The organism is Aquabacter sp. L1I39, from assembly GCF_017742835.1.
Classification (GTDB): Bacteria; Pseudomonadota; Alphaproteobacteria; order Rhizobiales; family Xanthobacteraceae; genus L1I39.
On the sequence record NZ_CP072392.1, the window covers coordinates 3,804,271 to 3,821,300 of the forward strand.

Annotated in this window: 17 protein-coding genes and 1 tRNA gene; 11 read left to right on the plus strand and 7 right to left on the minus strand. The window is 64.6% G+C overall.

What is annotated here, in order from left to right; genetic code table 11:
• The first annotated feature begins 169 nt into the window (after positions 1-169).
• From J5J86_RS17215 to J5J86_RS17225, 3 genes are all read left to right on the plus strand, one after another.
• The gene (locus J5J86_RS17215; RefSeq protein WP_209100181.1) at positions 170-586 is read left to right on the plus strand and encodes a DoxX family protein; all 417 of its coding nucleotides are present in this window, start codon (positions 170-172) and stop codon (positions 584-586) included.
• A gap of 218 nt (positions 587-804) precedes the next feature.
• Positions 805-1,641, plus strand: coding sequence for a VOC family protein (locus J5J86_RS17220; RefSeq protein ID WP_247657667.1), 837 nt, complete (start codon positions 805-807; stop codon positions 1,639-1,641).
• Between the two features lie 31 nt (positions 1,642-1,672).
• Positions 1,673-2,638 (plus strand): glutathione S-transferase family protein, encoded by a 966-nt coding sequence (locus J5J86_RS17225; protein ID WP_209100185.1) that lies wholly within the window; start codon positions 1,673-1,675, stop codon positions 2,636-2,638.
• 72 nt (positions 2,639-2,710) lie between these two features.
• Here the strand turns inward: J5J86_RS17225 and J5J86_RS17230 are convergent, their stop codons facing one another.
• Positions 2,711-4,033, minus strand: a complete 1,323-nt coding sequence (locus J5J86_RS17230; protein ID WP_209100187.1) for an MFS transporter — start codon at positions 4,031-4,033, stop codon at positions 2,711-2,713.
• Positions 4,034-4,338: 305 nt separating this feature from the next.
• Here J5J86_RS17230 and cyoA point away from each other — a divergent pair, with 305 nt between their 5' ends.
• From cyoA to J5J86_RS17265, 7 genes are all read left to right on the plus strand, one after another.
• The gene (cyoA, locus tag J5J86_RS17235) at positions 4,339-5,490 is read left to right on the plus strand and encodes a ubiquinol oxidase subunit II (protein ID WP_209105426.1); all 1,152 of its coding nucleotides are present in this window, start codon (positions 4,339-4,341) and stop codon (positions 5,488-5,490) included.
• A gap of 12 nt (positions 5,491-5,502) precedes the next feature.
• Entirely contained in the window at positions 5,503-7,512 is a 2,010-nt protein-coding gene (gene cyoB, locus J5J86_RS17240) for a cytochrome o ubiquinol oxidase subunit I (RefSeq protein WP_209100189.1), read from the plus strand.
• On the plus strand, positions 7,509-8,138 hold the full coding sequence (gene cyoC / locus J5J86_RS17245) for a cytochrome o ubiquinol oxidase subunit III (protein WP_209100191.1): 630 nt from the start codon (positions 7,509-7,511) through the stop codon (positions 8,136-8,138). The genes cyoB and cyoC overlap by 4 nt, the downstream gene beginning before the upstream one ends.
• On the plus strand, positions 8,135-8,521 hold the full coding sequence (cyoD, locus tag J5J86_RS17250; RefSeq protein ID WP_209100193.1) for a cytochrome o ubiquinol oxidase subunit IV: 387 nt from the start codon (positions 8,135-8,137) through the stop codon (positions 8,519-8,521). The genes cyoC and cyoD overlap by 4 nt, the downstream gene beginning before the upstream one ends.
• Before the next feature lie 74 nt (positions 8,522-8,595).
• The gene (locus tag J5J86_RS17255; protein WP_247657669.1) at positions 8,596-9,282 is read left to right on the plus strand and encodes an SURF1 family protein; all 687 of its coding nucleotides are present in this window, start codon (positions 8,596-8,598) and stop codon (positions 9,280-9,282) included.
• Positions 9,283-9,388: 106 nt separating this feature from the next.
• The gene (locus tag J5J86_RS17260; protein WP_209100197.1) at positions 9,389-10,672 is read left to right on the plus strand and encodes an ATP-binding protein; all 1,284 of its coding nucleotides are present in this window, start codon (positions 9,389-9,391) and stop codon (positions 10,670-10,672) included.
• A complete protein-coding gene (locus J5J86_RS17265) occupies positions 10,662-11,195 on the plus strand; it encodes a response regulator transcription factor (protein ID WP_209100199.1) in 534 nt (177 codons plus the stop codon). Before J5J86_RS17260 ends, J5J86_RS17265 begins: the two co-directional genes overlap by 11 nt.
• A 41-nt stretch (positions 11,196-11,236) precedes the next feature.
• Here J5J86_RS17265 and J5J86_RS17270 read toward each other — a convergent pair whose 3' ends face one another.
• From J5J86_RS17270 to J5J86_RS17295, 6 genes are all read right to left on the minus strand, one after another.
• Complete coding sequence (locus tag J5J86_RS17270) at positions 11,237-13,522, minus strand: TonB-dependent receptor (RefSeq protein ID WP_209100201.1); 2,286 nt, start codon at positions 13,520-13,522, stop codon at positions 11,237-11,239.
• A gap of 186 nt (positions 13,523-13,708) precedes the next feature.
• Entirely contained in the window at positions 13,709-14,155 is a 447-nt protein-coding gene (locus J5J86_RS17275) for a DUF2946 family protein (RefSeq protein ID WP_209100203.1), read from the minus strand.
• A 253-nt stretch (positions 14,156-14,408) separates the two neighbouring features.
• On the minus strand, positions 14,409-14,612 hold the full coding sequence (locus tag J5J86_RS24690; RefSeq protein WP_446698623.1) for a hemin uptake protein HemP: 204 nt from the start codon (positions 14,610-14,612) through the stop codon (positions 14,409-14,411).
• A gap of 66 nt (positions 14,613-14,678) precedes the next feature.
• Positions 14,679-14,915 carry a hypothetical protein gene (locus J5J86_RS17285; RefSeq protein ID WP_209100207.1) on the minus strand — a complete coding sequence of 79 codons (237 nt, stop codon included), beginning with the start codon at positions 14,913-14,915 and terminating at the stop codon, positions 14,679-14,681.
• Complete coding sequence (locus tag J5J86_RS17290; protein WP_446698624.1) at positions 14,912-15,550, minus strand: SCO family protein; 639 nt, start codon at positions 15,548-15,550, stop codon at positions 14,912-14,914. The genes J5J86_RS17285 and J5J86_RS17290 overlap by 4 nt, the downstream gene beginning before the upstream one ends.
• Before the next feature lie 4 nt (positions 15,551-15,554).
• Positions 15,555-16,142 carry a copper chaperone PCu(A)C gene (locus J5J86_RS17295; protein ID WP_209100209.1) on the minus strand — a complete coding sequence of 196 codons (588 nt, stop codon included), beginning with the start codon at positions 16,140-16,142 and terminating at the stop codon, positions 15,555-15,557.
• 694 nt (positions 16,143-16,836) lie between these two features.
• On the opposite strand from J5J86_RS17295, the gene J5J86_RS17300 reads away from it, so the two are divergent.
• Positions 16,837-16,913, plus strand: a tRNA-Asp gene (locus J5J86_RS17300).
• The last annotated feature ends 117 nt before the right edge of the window (positions 16,914-17,030 follow it).

The following is a 17,030-nucleotide window of genomic DNA, read 5'->3' on the forward strand; positions in this document are numbered from 1 at the left end:
AGAGCTAAAATCCCTTGCAGATGAACGGGCCGCGCCGGAAAGCGTGCGGGCGGGGAGATGCAGGCATTCCTTCCAAACGGGAAGGAAACCCTCCCGGTCCGCCCGGATAATCATCGCGCCCCAAGCGGAGCATGCTTCGGTCATCCTTTCCTCTCCTCAGGATCGACCGATGACCGATATGCGCACCGCCCCCTATGCCGCCCTGCTGCTGCGGCTTGTGCTGGGCGTACTTTTCCTCGCCCATGCAGGCTTGAAGATTTTCGTCTTCACCCCCGCGGGCACCGCCGGTTTCTTCGGCTCACTGGGCCTGCCGGGCTGGCTGGCCTATGTCACCATCGTCTGGGAAGTGGTGGGCGGCGTTGCGCTCATCCTCGGCCTCTGGCCGCGCCTGGTGGCCATCGCGATGATCCCGATCCTGCTCGGCGCCCTCTTTACCGTGCACATTCATGCCGGCTTCTTCTTCAACAATCCCAAGGGCGGCTGGGAGTTCCTCGCGCTCTGGATCGCCGGCCTCGTTTCCCTCGCGCTCCTCGGCGATGGCGCCCTGGCGCTGAAGCCCACCCCCATCGGTTCGCGCGCCCGCTGAACCGATACCACTCCTCCCGCGCCGTCCGGCCAGCCATGCCAGAGCATTTCCGAGAAGTGGGCACCGGTTCGCGTGAAGGAAATGCGTTAAACCAAAGAGATAGATCGCGTCAGTGTATCCATGAAACGCTGAAGCGATCTAGGCTCGCGCCGGACGGTCGGGACAGGCCGGAGCTGTCACGCCCCCGTTGGATCGGCGCCGGACCGGAGGACATGTCCATGACCGCTTCCCTTCTCATGCCGCCGACCATTGCCATGGGCCGCGTCATCCTCACCGTGAACGATCTCGACCGTGTCGCCGGCTTCTACCGGGGCGTGCTCGGGTTCGAGACGCTGCGTTCGGATGGCGCGGGAGCGGAGCTGGGGGCCGGGTCCGACGTCCTCCTCGAACTGCGTCGGGACCCCGCCGCCCGCCGCGCCTCACCCCGCGAGGCTGGGCTTTTCCACACCGCCTTCCTCCTGCCGCAGCGTGCCGATCTTGCCCGCTGGGTGCGGCATGCGGCGGACATCCGCGCGCCGGTGGTGGGGGCCTCCGACCATCTGGTCAGCGAGGCCATCTATCTCTCCGATCCCGAAGGCAACGGGGTGGAAATCTATGTCGACCGCCCCCGGGACCACTGGACCTGGGACGGCGATACCGTGCGTATGGCCACCGAGCCGCTGGACCTCGAAAACCTCGTGGCCGCCGGCTCCGGGCCGTGGACCGGGGCGCCGGAGGGCACCAAGGTCGGCCATGTGCACCTCAAGGTGGGCGCCTTGCCGCCGGCGGAGGACTTCTATGCGCGCCTCCTCGGCTTCGACATCACCTGCCACTATCCGGGGGGAACCTTCTATGCCCTCAATGGGTATCATCACCACCTGGCCACCAATGTGTGGAACAGCCGGGGCGCCGGCGTGCGGAGCTTTCCCTCCACAGGGTTGGCCGGCTTTGAAATTCGGCTCGACCCCAGCCGCCACGCGGCGTTGGCCCGGCGGGCAGGTCGCGAGGCCGCTGACGTAGTGGAACTGACCGATCCGTGGGGCACTTCGGTGCAGCTCGCTGTGGCGCACGCCTGACGCACGCCGCGTTTGAGAAAGGGAAGCGTTGATGCTGGTGGACGGCAAGTGGACCAAGGACTGGCAGCCGGTTCAGGGCACCGATGAGAAGGGCGGCTTCGTCCGCCAGGTGTCCGGCTTCCGCCATTTTGTGACGCCCGACGGCGCGCCCGGACCAACGGGGGAGGGCGGCTTCCCGGCCGAAGCGGGGCGCTACCACCTCTATGTGGGCTATATCTGCCCCTGGGCCTCGCGCACCCTCATGGCGCGCAAGCTGAAGGGGCTGGAGGAGGTCATCTCCGCCTCGGTGGTGGAGCCGGCGCTGACCGACCAGGGCTGGCGCTTTGGTGATTATCCCGGCGCCGACCGGGACGCGCTGAACGGCGCCACCTATGTGCACGAGCTCTATAGCCGGGCGGACCCTCACTATACCGGACGCGCCACCATTCCCGTCCTTTGGGATAAGGAGCGCGGCACAATCGTGAACAATGAATCGGCGGACATCGTCCGGATGCTGAATTCCGGCTTCGGCGACTTGGCTCGCTCCGACCTGGATCTTTATCCGGAAGACCTTCGCGGCGAGATCGATGTCCTGAACGACGCCATCTATCCGGCGCTCAACAATGGCGTTTATCGCGCGGGCTTCGCCACCACCCAGGGCGCCTATGAGGAGGCCTTCTGGGACGTGTTCGGCATGCTGGATCGGCTGGAAGAGCGTCTGTCGGGATCGGGACCGTATCTGTTCGGGGACCGGCTGACCGAAAGCGACATCCGCCTCTTCGTCACGCTGGTGCGCTTCGACGCGGCCTATCACGGGCTCTTCAAATGCAACCTGAGGCGCCTCGCCGATTACCCGGCCCTGTCCGCGTATCTGATGACCATGCTGGCCGTGCCGGGCGTGCGGGAGACGGTCAATATCGACCACATCAAGCGCGGCTATTATTCCATCAAGGCGCTGAATCCGGCCGGCGTGGTGCCGGTGGGGCCAGATCTTCCCGGACTGGATCCGGTCGGCTGAGGCCTGGTTCTGCGAAGCAAAGCGCCCGGGCCGTGACCCGGGCGCTCGCGTTTCTGGATGCCGGAATGCGGACTATTCGCCCGCCGCCAGCCGCAACTGCTTGTTGGAGCGCAGAGCCAGCAGGGTGCAGATGGCGCCGGACAGCAGGTAGACGCCCGAGGCCATGATGCCGAAATTGGCCGAGAGCAGCAGCGCCGCGAGCGGTGCGAAGCCGGCGCCGAACAGCCAGGCCAGGTCATTGGTGATGGCCGAGGCGGTGTAGCGATAGGTCCGGGTGAAGTTCGACGCCACGACGCCCGACGACTGGCCGAACGAAATGCCCAGCAGAATGAAGCCCGTCACCATGAACAGGGCCTCGCCGGCAAAGCCCGCGTCCAGAAGATGGGGCGCAAAGCCGCTGAACACGGCGATGGCGATAGCCGAGCCCCCGAGCAAAGTGCGCCGGCCCACCTGGTCGGCGATTCGGCCGGACGCGATGACCGCCAGAAGGCCGAAGCCGGCCGCGACGCATTCGATCAGGAGGAAGCGGGTGGGGCGCTCGGCCGCGAACAGATAGACCCAAGAGAGCGGGAACACCGTCACCATGTGGAACAGGGCGAAGGTGGCGAGCGGGGCGAAGGCGCCCACCGCGATCTTGCGGCCCTCCGAGGCGATGGTGGCGCCCACCGGCGCGGCGCTGAGATCGCCGCGGGCAAACAGTTCCTGATATTCGGGTGTCACCACCATGCGCAGGCGAGCGAACAGCGCGACCACATTGATGGCGAAGGCCACGAAGAAGGGGAAGCGCCAGCCCCAGCTGTAGAAGTCATCGGCCTGCAGGGTGCCGGTGAAATAGGCGAAGAGACCGGCGGCCACGATCAGGCCGATGGGGGCGCCAAGCTGCGGCAGCATGGCGTACCAGCCCTTGCGATCCTCGGGCGCGTTCACGGCGAGCAGCGAGGCCAGGCCGTCCCACGCGCCGCCCCACGCCAGGCCCTGCCCGATGCGGAAGAGTGCGAGCAGCCATGCGGCTGAGGCGCCGATCTGCTCCCGACTGGGAAGGAAGGCAATGGCCACCGTGGACACGCCCAGCAGGAAGAGCGCGGACGTCAGCTTGGCGCCACGACCGTATTTGCGGTCCACCGCCATGAACAGCGTCGTACCGAAGGGGCGAGCAATAAAGGCGAGGGCGAAAATGGCGAAAGAATAGAGCGTTCCTGTCAGCGGGTCCACGTTCGAGAAGACGAGGCGCGGGAAGACGATGACTGAGGCGATACCGAAAACGAAGAAGTCGAAGAACTCGGACGTGCGGCCGATGACGACGCCAATGGCAATCTCACCAGGATCCACGCGGCCGTGAGAACTGCTGTGAGAGGGAATGCCTTCCCTTCCCAGAGTGCCTGCGGTCTGAGCCATTTTTTCCGCCTCGCTGACTTGAGCCGAAGGCCAACAGTCTAGATCAGAGTCGGTTCCATAGTCCCGCTTAATTTTGATCTAGATCATAGCCGCGAAGAAGGACCCTTACGGCAAGGCTTTAGAAACGATTTTTCATCTTGATCAATACTGCATTGCAACATTATCGGAACATAATACCGCCGAACATTCGCCCGCTCCCTTAACGGGATTGGACAAATTGTCCAATGTCCCATTTGTTGCGGTGCATCTAGCGGTGCTGCCAAACGGCAACGTTCCTGCCTGATGGTCCGATGACAGGTGAAATGGTGAGACGCTTCCGATTAATCGCTTTGCTCCCGATCGTTGTGCTTCTTTGCGGGTGCAACTTTGTCGTGCTCGACCCCTCGGGCGACATCGCCGTCCAGCAGCGCGACCTCATCATCGTCTCGACGGTGCTGATGCTGGTCATCATCATCCCCGTGATGGTGCTGACCGTCCTGTTCGCCTGGCGCTACCGCCAGCAGAACACCGAGGCCACCTATGACCCGGATTGGCATCACTCCACCAAGCTGGAGTTGATCATCTGGGGCGCCCCGCTCCTCATCATCATCTGCCTGGGCTCGCTGACCTGGGTGGCCACCCATCTGCTGGATCCCTATCGCCCGTTGGCGCGCATCGCGCCGGACCAGCCGATCCCCTCCGGCACCAAGCCGCTGGAAGTGCAGGTGGTGGCGCTGGATTGGAAGTGGCTGTTCATCTATCCCGAGCAGGGGATCGCCTCGGTCAATGAACTGGCCGCTCCGGTGGACCGGCCCATCACCTTCCGCATCAGCGCCTCCTCGGTGATGAACTCGTTCTACATCCCCGCTTTGGCTGGCCAGATCTATGCCATGCCGGCCATGGAATCGAAGCTGCACGCGGTCATCAACGAGGCCGGCACCTATCGCGGCTTCTCGGCCAATTATTCCGGCGCCGGCTTCTCCGGCATGCACTTCGCCTTCAAGGGGCTTTCCCACGACGATTTCGACAAGTGGGTGGCGGCTGCCAAGGCGGGCGGCGGAGAGCTGACGCGCGAGGGCTACCTCGCGCTTGAGCGGCCGAGCGAGAACGTTCCGGTGCAGCGCTTCGCGAAGGTCGACCCCGAGCTGTTCAACGCCATCGTCAATCTGTGTGTCGAGCCCGGTAAGATGTGCATGGCCGACATGATGGCCATCGACGCCCAGGGGGGCCTCGGCATGGCCGGCATCAACAATGTGATGCCGGTGACCTACGACAAATATGCCCGTCGCGGCACCGTGCTGGGTGGCGAGAAGAACAGCTTCGTCGTCGGCATCTGCGCACCGGAAGATCTGACCGGTCCGGCCGCCACCGTCTCCACCGCCGCCGGTCTTGCCGCTGGCGCCAAGCGGGGCTTCACGCCCTTCAACGCATCGTCGGATGAGATCCTTCCGATGCTGCGCAAGCCGTCCAACTCCTGAGACTGCGCCTCCATGTCTGTTTCCCACATCGAAACGAGCCCGATCTTCGGGCGGCTCACGCTGGAGAGCCTGCCGTTCCACGAGCCGATCCTGGTCGCCACCTTCGCGGTGGTGGCGCTGGGCGGCATCGGCGTCCTCGGCGCCCTCACCTATTTCCGTCTCTGGGGCTACCTGTGGCGGGAATGGTTCACCAGTGTCGATCATAAGAAGATCGGCATCATGTACATCGTGCTCGGCATCATCATGCTGCTGCGTGGCTTTGCCGACGCCATCATGATGCGCCTCCAGCAGGCGCTGGCCTTCGGCGGCTCCGAGGGCTACCTGCCGGCGCACCATTATGACCAGGTCTTCACCGCCCACGGCGTGATCATGATCTTCTTCGTCGCCATGCCTCTGGTGACGGGCTTCATGAACTATGTGGTGCCGTTGCAGATCGGCGCCCGCGACGTGTCCTTCCCGTTCCTGAACAATTTCAGCTTCTGGATGACGGCGGGCGGCGCGGTCCTGGTGATGATGTCGCTGTTCATCGGCGAATTCGCCAAGACCGGCTGGCTGGCCTACCCGCCGCTGTCGGGCATCGCCTACAGTCCGGATGTGGGTGTCGACTATTACATATGGGCGTTGCAGGTGGCGGGTGTGGGAACGACCCTATCCGGCATCAACCTCATATGTACCATCATCAAGATGCGTGCCCCGGGCATGACCCTGATGAAGATGCCGGTCTTCACCTGGACCTCGCTGTGCACCAACGTGCTGATCGTGGCGACCTTCCCGGTCCTCACCGCGGTGCTGGTGCTCCTGTCCCTCGACCGCTATCTCGGCATGAACTTCTTCACGAACGACTTCGGCGGCAGCCCGATGTTGTACGTGAACCTGATCTGGATCTGGGGCCACCCGGAGGTCTACATCCTGATCCTGCCGGCCTTCGGCATCTTCTCGGAAGTCACCTCCACCTTCTGCGGCAAGCGCCTGTTCGGCTATACGTCGATGGTGTACGCCACGGTGGTCATCACCATCCTGTCCTACCTGGTGTGGCTGCACCACTTCTTCACCATGGGCTCCGGCGCCAGCGTGAATTCCTTCTTTGGAATCACGACCATGATCATCTCCATCCCGACGGGTGCGAAGATGTTCAACTGGCTCTTCACCATGTATCGCGGGCGCATCCGGTTCGAGGTGCCCATGATGTACACGGTGGCCTTCATGCTCACCTTCGTCATCGGCGGCATGACGGGCGTGCTGCTGGCGGTGCCCCCGGCCGACTTCGTGCTCCACAATTCGCTGTTCCTGATCGCGCACTTCCACAATGTGATCATCGGCGGCGTGGTGTTCGGCATGTTCGCCGGCATCTACTTCTGGTTCCCCAAGGCCTTCGGGTTCCGTCTCGATCCCTTCTGGGGGAAGATGTCGTTCTGGCTGTGGGTGATCGGCTTCTACGTCGCCTTCATGCCGCTCTACGTGCTCGGCCTGATGGGCGTGACGCGCCGCCTGCGGGTGTTTGACGACCCCTCGCTGCACATCTGGTTCATCATCGCGGCCTTTGGCGCGTTCTTGATCGCGCTCGGCATCCTGTGCTTCCTGATCCAGATCGGTGTCTCGATCCTGAAGCGGGACCAGCTGCGCGACGTCACGGGCGATCCGTGGGACGGCCGCACCCTGGAATGGGCGACCTCCTCGCCTCCGCCCGCCTACAACTTCGCGTTCACCCCGGTCATCCATGACAGCGATGCCTGGTGGGACATGAAGAAGCGTGGCTACAAGCGGCCGCTGGAGGGCTTCAAGCCCATCCACATGCCGTCCAGCACGCCCGCCGGCATCCTGCTCGCCGGCTGCAGCGTGGCCCTCGGCTTCGGCCTGATCTGGTACATCTGGTGGCTGGCCGCCCTGAGCTTCATCGCTCTCCTGGCCATCGCCATCGGCCATACCTTCAACTACCACCGTGATTTCTACATCCCCGCGGATGAGGTGGTGCGGACCGAAGAGCAGCGGACGCGCGACCTTGCCGGGCAGGTGACCCCATGAGCCAGACCTCGACCGCCATCACGGCCGAAGCCCCGGTCTTCTACGAAGTCGACGAGCACGCCCATCCCGAAGGCCACAGCACTGCGCTGGGCTTCTGGATCTATCTGATGAGCGACTGCCTCATCTTCGCGATGCTCTTCGCCACCTATGCGGTGCTCGGCGGCAATTATGCCGCCGGGCCTTCCCCGAAGGACCTGTTTGATCTCAAGCTGGTGGCGCTCAACACCACCATGCTGCTCCTGTCCTCCATCACCTACGGTTTCGCCATGCTTGCCATGGCCAAGGACAAGGTGAAGGAGGTGCAGGTTTGGCTGGCGATCACGGGCTTGTTCGGCCTCGCCTTCCTGGGGATCGAGCTCTACGAGTTCCACCACATGATCCATGAAGGCGCCACGCCCCAGCGCAGCGCCTTCCTGTCCGCCTTCTTCACCCTGGTGGGCACCCACGGCCTTCACGTCACCTTTGGCATCATCTGGCTGGTGACGCTGATGGTGCAGGTCTCCAAGAAGGGGCTGATCGCGGCCAACAAGCGGCGCCTCAACTGCCTCAGCATGTTCTGGCACTTCCTGGACGTGATCTGGATCGGCGTCTTCACCTTTGTCTATCTCATGGGGGTGCTGAGATGAGCGCCGACACGCACAGCCACGACGCTCACGGGCACGACGCCCACGGGCACGACGAGCACGCTCACGGCTCCTTCAGCAGCTATATGATCGGCTTCGTCCTGTCGGTCATCCTCACCGCCATTCCCTTCTGGCTGGTGATGGGCGAGGTGCTGTCGGACAAGACCTTGACCGCCATCGTCATCATGGGCTTCGCCGTGGTGCAGATCGTGGTGCATATGGTGTTCTTCCTCCATATGACCCCGAAGGCCGAAGGCGGCTGGTCGTTCACGGCCCTCATCTTCACCGTGATCGTGGTGGTGATCGCCCTCAGCGGCTCGCTGTGGGTCATGTACCACCTCAACACGAACATGATGCCGACGCACGAGATGAGCCAGCCGCGTTGAGCGGGGCCTCTCCTTCTGGATCGGGGGCGGGCAAAGCGTCCCCCGGTCCGTCTCCGTCTCCCCGTCGCCGGCCGGTGGCGTTCTGCCTCTTCCTCTTGGTGGCGGCCGCGCTCTTCAGCGGCCTCGGCCTCTGGCAGGTGGAGCGGCGGGCCTGGAAGCACGATCTGATCGCCCGGGTGGATGCGCGCATTCATGCGCCCGCCGTGCCGGCACCCGGGCCAGAGGCCTGGCCGCATATCTCCCCCGAGGCGTCCGAATATCTGCGCGTGACCGCGCGCGGCCGCTTCGTGCCTGGGAAGGTTGCGCTTGTTCAGGCGGTGACCGCGCTCGGCCCCGGCTTCTGGCTCGTGGTGCCGTTCGAGACCAGCAGCGGCTTCACCGTCCTCGTCAATCGCGGCTATGTGCCCGGCGCGTGGAAGGATCCGGCCGTGCGGACCAATCCCGAGCCAGCGGGCGAAGTGACCGTCACGGGCCTCCTGCGTCTCACCGAGCCGGGGGGCGGCTTCCTGCGCGCCAACGATCCGGTGGGCGACCGCTGGTTCTCCCGCGATGTGGCCGCCATCGCCGCCGCCCGCAACCTTGGACCCCGCGCGCCTTATTTCATCGACGCTGATGCCACACTCCCTCCCGGCCGCTTCCCGGTTGGCGGGCTGACGGTCGTCACCTTCCCGGACAATCACCTCGTCTATGCCCTGACCTGGTTCGCCATGGCTCTGCTCTGCGTGGGCGCGGCCGTATTTCTCTGGCGGCGGCGGATCTGAGCGTCCCCTCTGGGCAGAAAACACCGCCGGCTCGAAAACAATGGCATCCGGTCTATAAGGGCCTGGGACATCCCTTCGCCGACCTCTAACCCGCGTGCACCAGCCTATGCCTCTTTCTCCCCCGGACATGGAGGGCAAGAAGAACCTGCTGTTGCTGATCCAGCTGCGCTGGATCGCGGCGGCTGGGCAGGTGGTGACCATCCTGGTGGCCGAGTTGTGGTACCGCATCCACTTGCCGCTGCTGGAGATGGCGTCCGTCCTGGGCTTCCTCGCGGCGCTCAATTTGGTGAGCGTGTGGCGTCACCAGCGCCAGGGGGTGGTCACCAATATGGAACTGCTCATTGAGCTGCTCCTTGATGTGACTGCGCTGACAGTCCAGCTCTATCTGAGCGGAGGCATCACCAACCCCTTCATTTCGCTCTTTCTGCTCCAGGTGGGTCTCGGCGCGGTGCTTCTGGAGGCTTGGGCCGCCTGGATCCTGGCCGCTGCCGCAGCGGGCTGCTTCGTGTGGCTGACGCGGGCCTATATGCCGCTGATCCTGCCGCTGGGCCTCGACGAGAGCCTTCAGCAACTCCAGGTGCAGGGCATGTTCGTGTGCTTTGTGCTCACCGCATCCCTGCTGGTTCTGTTCCTGAATCAGATCAGCCGCAACCTGCGGGACCGCGACGCCCATCTCGCCGACCTGCGCCAGCGCTCGGCCGAGGAGGACCATATCGTGCGCCTGGGGCTCCTGGCGTCGGGCGCTGCGCACGAACTGGGGACGCCGCTGTCCACCATCTCCGTCATCCTGAATGACTGGCGGCGCATGCCTGGGATTGCGGGAGATCCGGACCTGACCGAGGAAATCACCGAAATGCAGAGCCAGATCGGGCGCTGCAAGGCCATCGTATCTGGCATCCTTCTTTCGTCCGGCGAGGCGCGTGGGGAGGGCACACAACGCACCACCGCGTCTGGCTTCATCGACGAAGTGGTGGCCGAATGGCGGGTGAGCCGCTCGCCGCCCATGCTCGACTTCCGCAACCTTGTGCGCAGCGCCGATCCCATCATCTCCGACACCGCGCTGAAGCAGGTGATCTTCAACGTCTTCGACAATGCCCTGGAGGCATCGCCCGACTGGGTCAGCGTCACGGCGGAGGAAGAGGGGGGCGACCTCATCGTGGCCGTGCGCGATGCCGGGTCTGGGTTCCCGCCGGAGATGCTGGAAGAAATTGGCAAGCCCTACCGCTCCACCAAGAACCGAACCGGCGGGGGGCTTGGGCTGTTCCTTGTCATGAATGTGATCCGCAAGCTCGGAGGGCGCGTTACGGTACGGAATGAGCTGAACGGCGCGTGCGTCACCCTCACCTTTCCGCTCGCCGCCCTGTCGCCCGGAGGGGCCCATGGACACTAACGGCCTTCTTCTGATCGTCGAGGACGACGAAACCCTTGCCAAGGCGCTGCGGCGGTCGTTCGAGCGGCGCGCCTATGAGGTGCGCGTTTGCGACAGCATCGAGGGCGTACGGGACCTCATCGAAGACGCCAGCCCCGATTTTGCCGTGGTGGACCTCAAGCTCGCCAACGGCTCGGGCCTGGAATGCGTCAAGCTCCTGAACGCGCATAACGATGCCTGCCGCATCGTGGTCCTCACCGGCTTTGCCAGCATCGCCACGGCGGTGGAGGCGATCAAGCTCGGGGCCTGCCACTATCTCGCCAAGCCCGCCAATACGGACGACATCGAGGCCGCCTTCGGGCGCGCGGAGGGAGACGAGACCATCGCCGTCACCGCCCGTCCAACGTCGCTGAAGAATCTGGAATGGGAGCGCATCCACCAGACGCTGGCCGAGACGGACTTCAACATTTCCGAGACGGCGCGGCGCCTCGGCATGCACCGGCGGACCCTGGCTCGGAAGCTGGAAAAGAAGCGCGTGCCATGAAAGTCCGGCCGGGACGGGTCCCGGCCGGCTGAAGCGGACGGTCAGAAGGAGACCGTCACCCGCGTATTGATGGACCGGCCGGGGCCGGCCACCGGATAGCCCCAGGCAGGCGATGTCCCCATCATGGATGAGACCTGGTAGTTCACGAGATTTTCGCCACCCAGTGGCAGATCATATTCAGTATCGAGAATGTTATCGATGCCGAACGCGATGTTGACCTGGTTCCACTGGTAGCTGGTACGGAAGTTGAGAAGCGCATAGGCGGACGTTTCCACTTCGTTACGCACTTCGTTCACCAGCGTCTTTGCCCCCACCAACTGCACCTCGAAGCTGGAGCTCCAGTTGCCCAGCTTATGGTCGAGCGCCAACGTCGCGTTGACGGGCATCATGTGGTAGAGGTTGATGCCGTCGGTGCGCTGGCCGCGCACGAAGTTGAGGGCGCCCCGGAAGGTGCCCTGGCCATAGGTGCGGTCGTCCCACAGCGCCAGCTTGCCGTCGATGTTCACGCCATAGAGCCAGGCATCGAAATTGGCGAATTGCAGGAACACAAAGGTGTTCTGCGCGGTGAGATTGTTCGGCAGGCTGGAGAGGCAGCCGGGCAGGGCGCAGCGCTGCACATCGATATAGTCTTGCACATAGGAGTAATAAGGCGAGACGCGCAGCTGCCACACCTTGTTGGCGGGGTCGTGCCAGTCGGCGGTGAAGCTCACCGTGTGGGCCTTCTCGGGCACCAGGTCGATATTGCCCACATAGCCGTTGCCGTCGCCGAACCAGCCGATCATGTCCATGGCCATGGCATTGGTGGACCAAGCATAGCGCTCGTAGAGGTTGGGCGAGCGCGTCTTGCGGGCAAGGCCGAACTCATAGAGCGAGAAGGCATTGGCCTCGTAGCGGACGATGGCGGAACCGTCGATGTTGAAGTCGGTGCGCTGGTGGCTGAGGGCGTTGAAGGCGGCGGCGTTGGCGCCGTACATCATTTCATTATAGCCCTGGACGTCGCCCGTATTCATCCAGACGATGTCGTTGCGCAGGCCGATGATGGTGGACCACTGGGCATTCACCTGCCGCTGCCACTCGGCATAGTAGCCGAACCGCAGGCGCTGGCCGTTATTGATGTTGATGAAGGTGTTGGGTCCCATCATCATCGAGCCGTCGACGGGCGGCCACCAGTCGTCGAGATTGTTGTAGAAGAGGTCGTTGCCGACCCGCACCACGTCGATGGCGCTAGCGGCGATGGTGCCCTTCACCGTATAGCCCATGTCGGTGCTGCGGGTATCCATGGGCATGTCGCCGGTCTTGTCCGGCTGGATGAAGCCCATGGTGTGGCGGACATTGTTGGCGAAGGCGGTCGCCTCCAGCTTGCCCCAGTCGAAATTGCCCTCATAGGCCCCGTTCACGAACACCGACTTGTTGTCGACCATGTCCATGTACTGGTTCACATAGCCCTGGTAGGGGATGAACTGTCCGCCCACCTGGACCGTCAGAAGTCCGTCATTCGCCAGCTTCTTGGAAATGCTGAGCGCGTGGTTCTGCGTCTCATACATGGTGGACTTGATGACGGTGCCGTTGCCGGACGTGTAGTCGCTGGCGCGCACCCAGCCGCCCGTATAGGTGACGCTGGCGTCCTCGTTTGAGGCGGTGGCGTTCACGTCGGCGCCGTAGCCATTGCCGTTGCCGCGATAGAAGCCTGAGACGCTGCCGGTCACCTTCACCGCCTGTCCCGGCGTGAAGGCGGGAGGGGCAAGGGACACATCCACCCGCGCTCCCGTATAGTCGCCGCCGGCGCTGACCGGCGCGGTGGCGGTATAGACTTTCACCTTCGAGATCTGGGCCGGGTTCACATAGGACAAAGGCGGATTCATCTCGTTGGGACAGGCCGGCGAGAAGATCATGGAGTTGATGGCGACCTGGACGCGGTCCGCGCCCATGCCGTTCACCATGGGCAAGCTCGAAACGCCGCCAGCGCCCCAGGCGGCGCCGCCGGGAAGCCTGGAGACGAGCGAGCCGGAATCGCTGGTGAAGAGGGTCGCCCGCGCCGCCTCGTCAGCGGAGAGGGTCGACGTGTCGATAGGGGTGAAGGGGGCGAGCCCCGCGCCCCGACCGCCGCTGCCGCCGGTGCTGGTGGTGGTCACCATGATGGTTGGAAGCTCCGGCTGCGGCGCGCTCGTGCCGGCCGTTTGCGCGTGGGCGGGGTTGGAAGCGATCTGGAGCAGGAGGAGCACGGCCAGCGGCGCCATGGGAGCCGCCACAGGAAGGTGTCCGGGAGAGGCAAGGGCGGTGCTTCGATGCAAGGCACCGCGCAGGGGGGAAAGGCAGAAGTCTGTCATGTCGAACCGCAAGGTTGGGGCGCGGCATCGGCTGGTCGCGGGGGCGTACCCGTCGGGACCTGCGCGCCGGCGCAAAGAGGAAAGGGGAGGGTGCATCGGGACAGCCGCGGCCGGGCAGCCGCCTGCGCGAAGCGCAAGGCGTTGGCTGAACGGGAAGAAGGGCGTGTTCCGGCGCGTCCGCTGGGTTCAGGCGACCCGAACGGGGGGATCGCGCGGGCGAAAGCCGGGGCGATCCCCCGGTATGTGAACCGGGTGCGCCTGGCCCGGCTCGAATCGCAGGGGGGTCGCGAGCCGCTCGATGTGCAAGTTCGGAGCGGGTGGCGGAAGCACCACCGCGTCCACCCGCGAGAGGCACAGCGGGCAGTGGAGGACGGCGGCTTGCGGGCCGTGCGGCACCCCATCGGAGGCCCCTTCGGCCCCCTCCTGGAGGTCACCGGCGCCAACGGTTGAAAGGCAAAGGCTCCCGGCATCGAACGCATTGGCGGCCTGCGCGGCCATGAGGCCGCTCGCCAGGACCACCTGAAACACCAGCGCATAGGCCAGGACGAGGGGCAGAAGGGCGAACGGGGCGCGCGCGAGGCTGGACGCGCGAACGCCCGCCTTCGTCTTCGCCCGTGCCCGACCGCCCTGCATTTGAGTCCCCCGGCGCCGTTCCGCCCGTCCCAGGCCCCTGGCGTGCAGGCTTCCGCGAAGGATCACATGCGGCCAGGGGACTGAGAGCGCGTTCGCTCTCGAACTATGGCAGAATATTGCCTGAATGGCAGCTGTATTTCCACAATTTACGAAAGTAATGCTTAGATAATGAGTTGAAATAAAGCGCGTCAGAGCACGCGTTCTCGTTCCCTGAGGCGGATCGCATCAAGGTGAAAAACTGTAATGAGGAAACCTATTTCGTCAGAATGAGCGTATTCTTGCTTGTGAGTGTCAGTGTGTAGACTTGATCTCCATGGGCGATGCGAATTCGGCGGTCGCCCTGGAACAGGTCCCCGCTCTCGATGCATCCCCTGACGACCGGCACCGCCCGGACGGTTTTGGGCTGAGGCGGAACGGGGGCCAGGCGAACGATGCGCATGCGTCCTCTCCCTCGCATTGGACTGATGACCGGCCATGGCCGGAGCGAAGGGACACGGCTGCGCCGTGTCCCGAGGGCGTCCCTTCAGGCCCGGATCATGACCGGCAGCACAAAGCGGCAAAGGACCGCCATCTGTCCGAAGATCCAGGCCAGGGCTGCGACGTCGCGCAAGTCCATGCCGTCGCCGCGGATGTCGACGAGGGCCATGGCCCCCGTCAGACCCAAGCCCTCCACGCCGGCAGCGAAGAGCACCCCCGCCGCGGTGCCCGACACGAAGGTGACCGCGAGGTCCGCCAGGGCGGAACGGGCTTCGGCCCTCATGACGGGCCCGCCGATTTCGCCAGCAACGCGCGCAGCTTGCGGTCGCGGGTGGCCTCGTCGTCCTTGTAGGCGATGAAGCCCTCATAGGCGCCCTTGGAATCCATCAGATAGATCAGCGCCGTATGGTCCATGGTGTAGTCGCCATCGGACGTCGGGACCTTGCGCCAATAGACCCGATAGGCCTTGGCCGCGGCCTCCATCTCCTTCTGGGTTCCCGACAGCCCGATGATGCGCGGATCGAAGGACTGGAGGTAGCGGGCGAGAATCTCCGGCGTGTCGCGCTCGGGGTCCACGGTGACGAACAGGACCTTCAGCTTGTCCGCCTCCGGGCCGAGCCGCTTCAGCGATTCGGACATCTCCCACAGGCTGGTCGGGCAGATTTCCGGGCAGTGGGTGAAGCCGAAGAAGATGGCGAAGGGGGCGCCCTTCAGGTCCTGGTCGGTCAGCACGCCCCCCTTGGAGGAGGCGAGCTTGAAGGGGCCACCGATGGCAGCAGGCGCGGCGGTGGCGGAGCCGGCGGTAGCACGCGGGCCGGCCCCGCCCGCCATCTCGGGAATGGCGAAACCGGCGCCCAGCATCAGCAGGCCGCCGGCCATCGCGGCCAGCACCAGGCCGGACGGCTTGAACCGAGCCATGGCCTTACTTGCCCGTGGCCGGCATGTTGCCGTGGTCGTGCCCGCTGCTCTGTGCAGCCAGCGCATCGACCACATATTGCACTTGCACTGTCCCGGCCTTCTCGAAGGTCAAGGTTCCGTTCACCTTGGTGCCCTGCTTCAGGGGCTGGCTGAGGCCGATGAACATCACGTGATAGGAGCCAGGCTTCAGGGTGACAGAGCCGGACGCGGGAATCTCCACGCCGCCCGTGACCGGGCGCATGATCATGACGCCATCCTTCATGGCCATCTCGTGGATTTCCACCTTCTGCACCCCGTCGAGGGTGCCTCCCACCAGGTGATCGGCGGAATGGCCGGCATTCTTCAGTGTCATGTAGCCGGCGGCCACATTGGCACCGTCGGGCGTTGCGCGGGTCCAGGGATGGTCGATCTCGATCGGGCCGACCTTGAACTCATGGGCCAGCAGCGCCTGGGCGGAAAAGGTGACCACAAAGGCGGCAAAGGCGAAGGCGGCCACCACTTCTTCCACATAAAGCCGCCGGAGGAGGCGGGCGAGCGGGGCGGGCAGGCGGGAATAGGGCGCGGTCTGGCGCGCGCGAGCGACAAAGTTCATGGCAAGGCTCCTTGGCCACCCGGACGCCAAAGAGGCGCCAGCGGCGGCACATCCGTCGGAAGGGAATGACTGCGAAAGAGGCGGTCAGGCCTTGGACGGAGGCGCGCGGGCCTGGGCAGGCGAGGCGCCGATGCCTGCACCGAGCCGCAGCGCGCGGCCCTGCGGCTCGGCCGTGTGCCACGCCAGCGAGGGGAGTAGTGCCGCAAGTGCGGGCGGGGGCGCCACTGTCGGCCCGAACATGGGGCAGCCGAGAACGCAGCAATCGGCGGAAGGGGGTCCTGGCGAAAGCGGGTCACCCGAATCAGCTCCCGCTGCCGCCTGGCACAGGATGCCGGCCGATTCGAGCGTGAGGGCAGGCGTCGCCAGCCCCACCATGAGCATCTGCAGGACAAGCAGATAGGATGCCGCCAGGGCGGTCCATGCTCTCCAGGCTGGATGCGTCGTTCTCAAGAGGGACAATCCCGCGCACCATGCGCGTGGCGAGTATGACACCGAAAAGCCGTGGGTCGTAAAGGGTGCATCCGATGCGGCACGGTGCCTCGCGCAGTGCGGATGGGCAAAGTGTCCGCCGCCGCTGTCGCGAAAGTTTTGCACAGGGTCGGAAAACTCCGAGAGGGGGCCGGCTTGACTTGAAACCTGGGGGGCCTTATCGAAGCGCCACACCGACGCGGCGCCGCAAACGCACCGTCGCTTCGGGGGTGTAGCTCAGTTGGTTAGAGCGCCGGCCTGTCACGCCGGAGGTCGCGGGTTCGAGCCCCGTCACTCCCGCCATTTATCTTCTCCGAAAATATACAGAAGCCGAATAGCGCAGCAAAGCCATCTTTGCTGTCTCTGTTTGCGGGCGCGTGGCATTCGGCATTGCTGCGGTGCATCCCTGCCTCTAGGGTC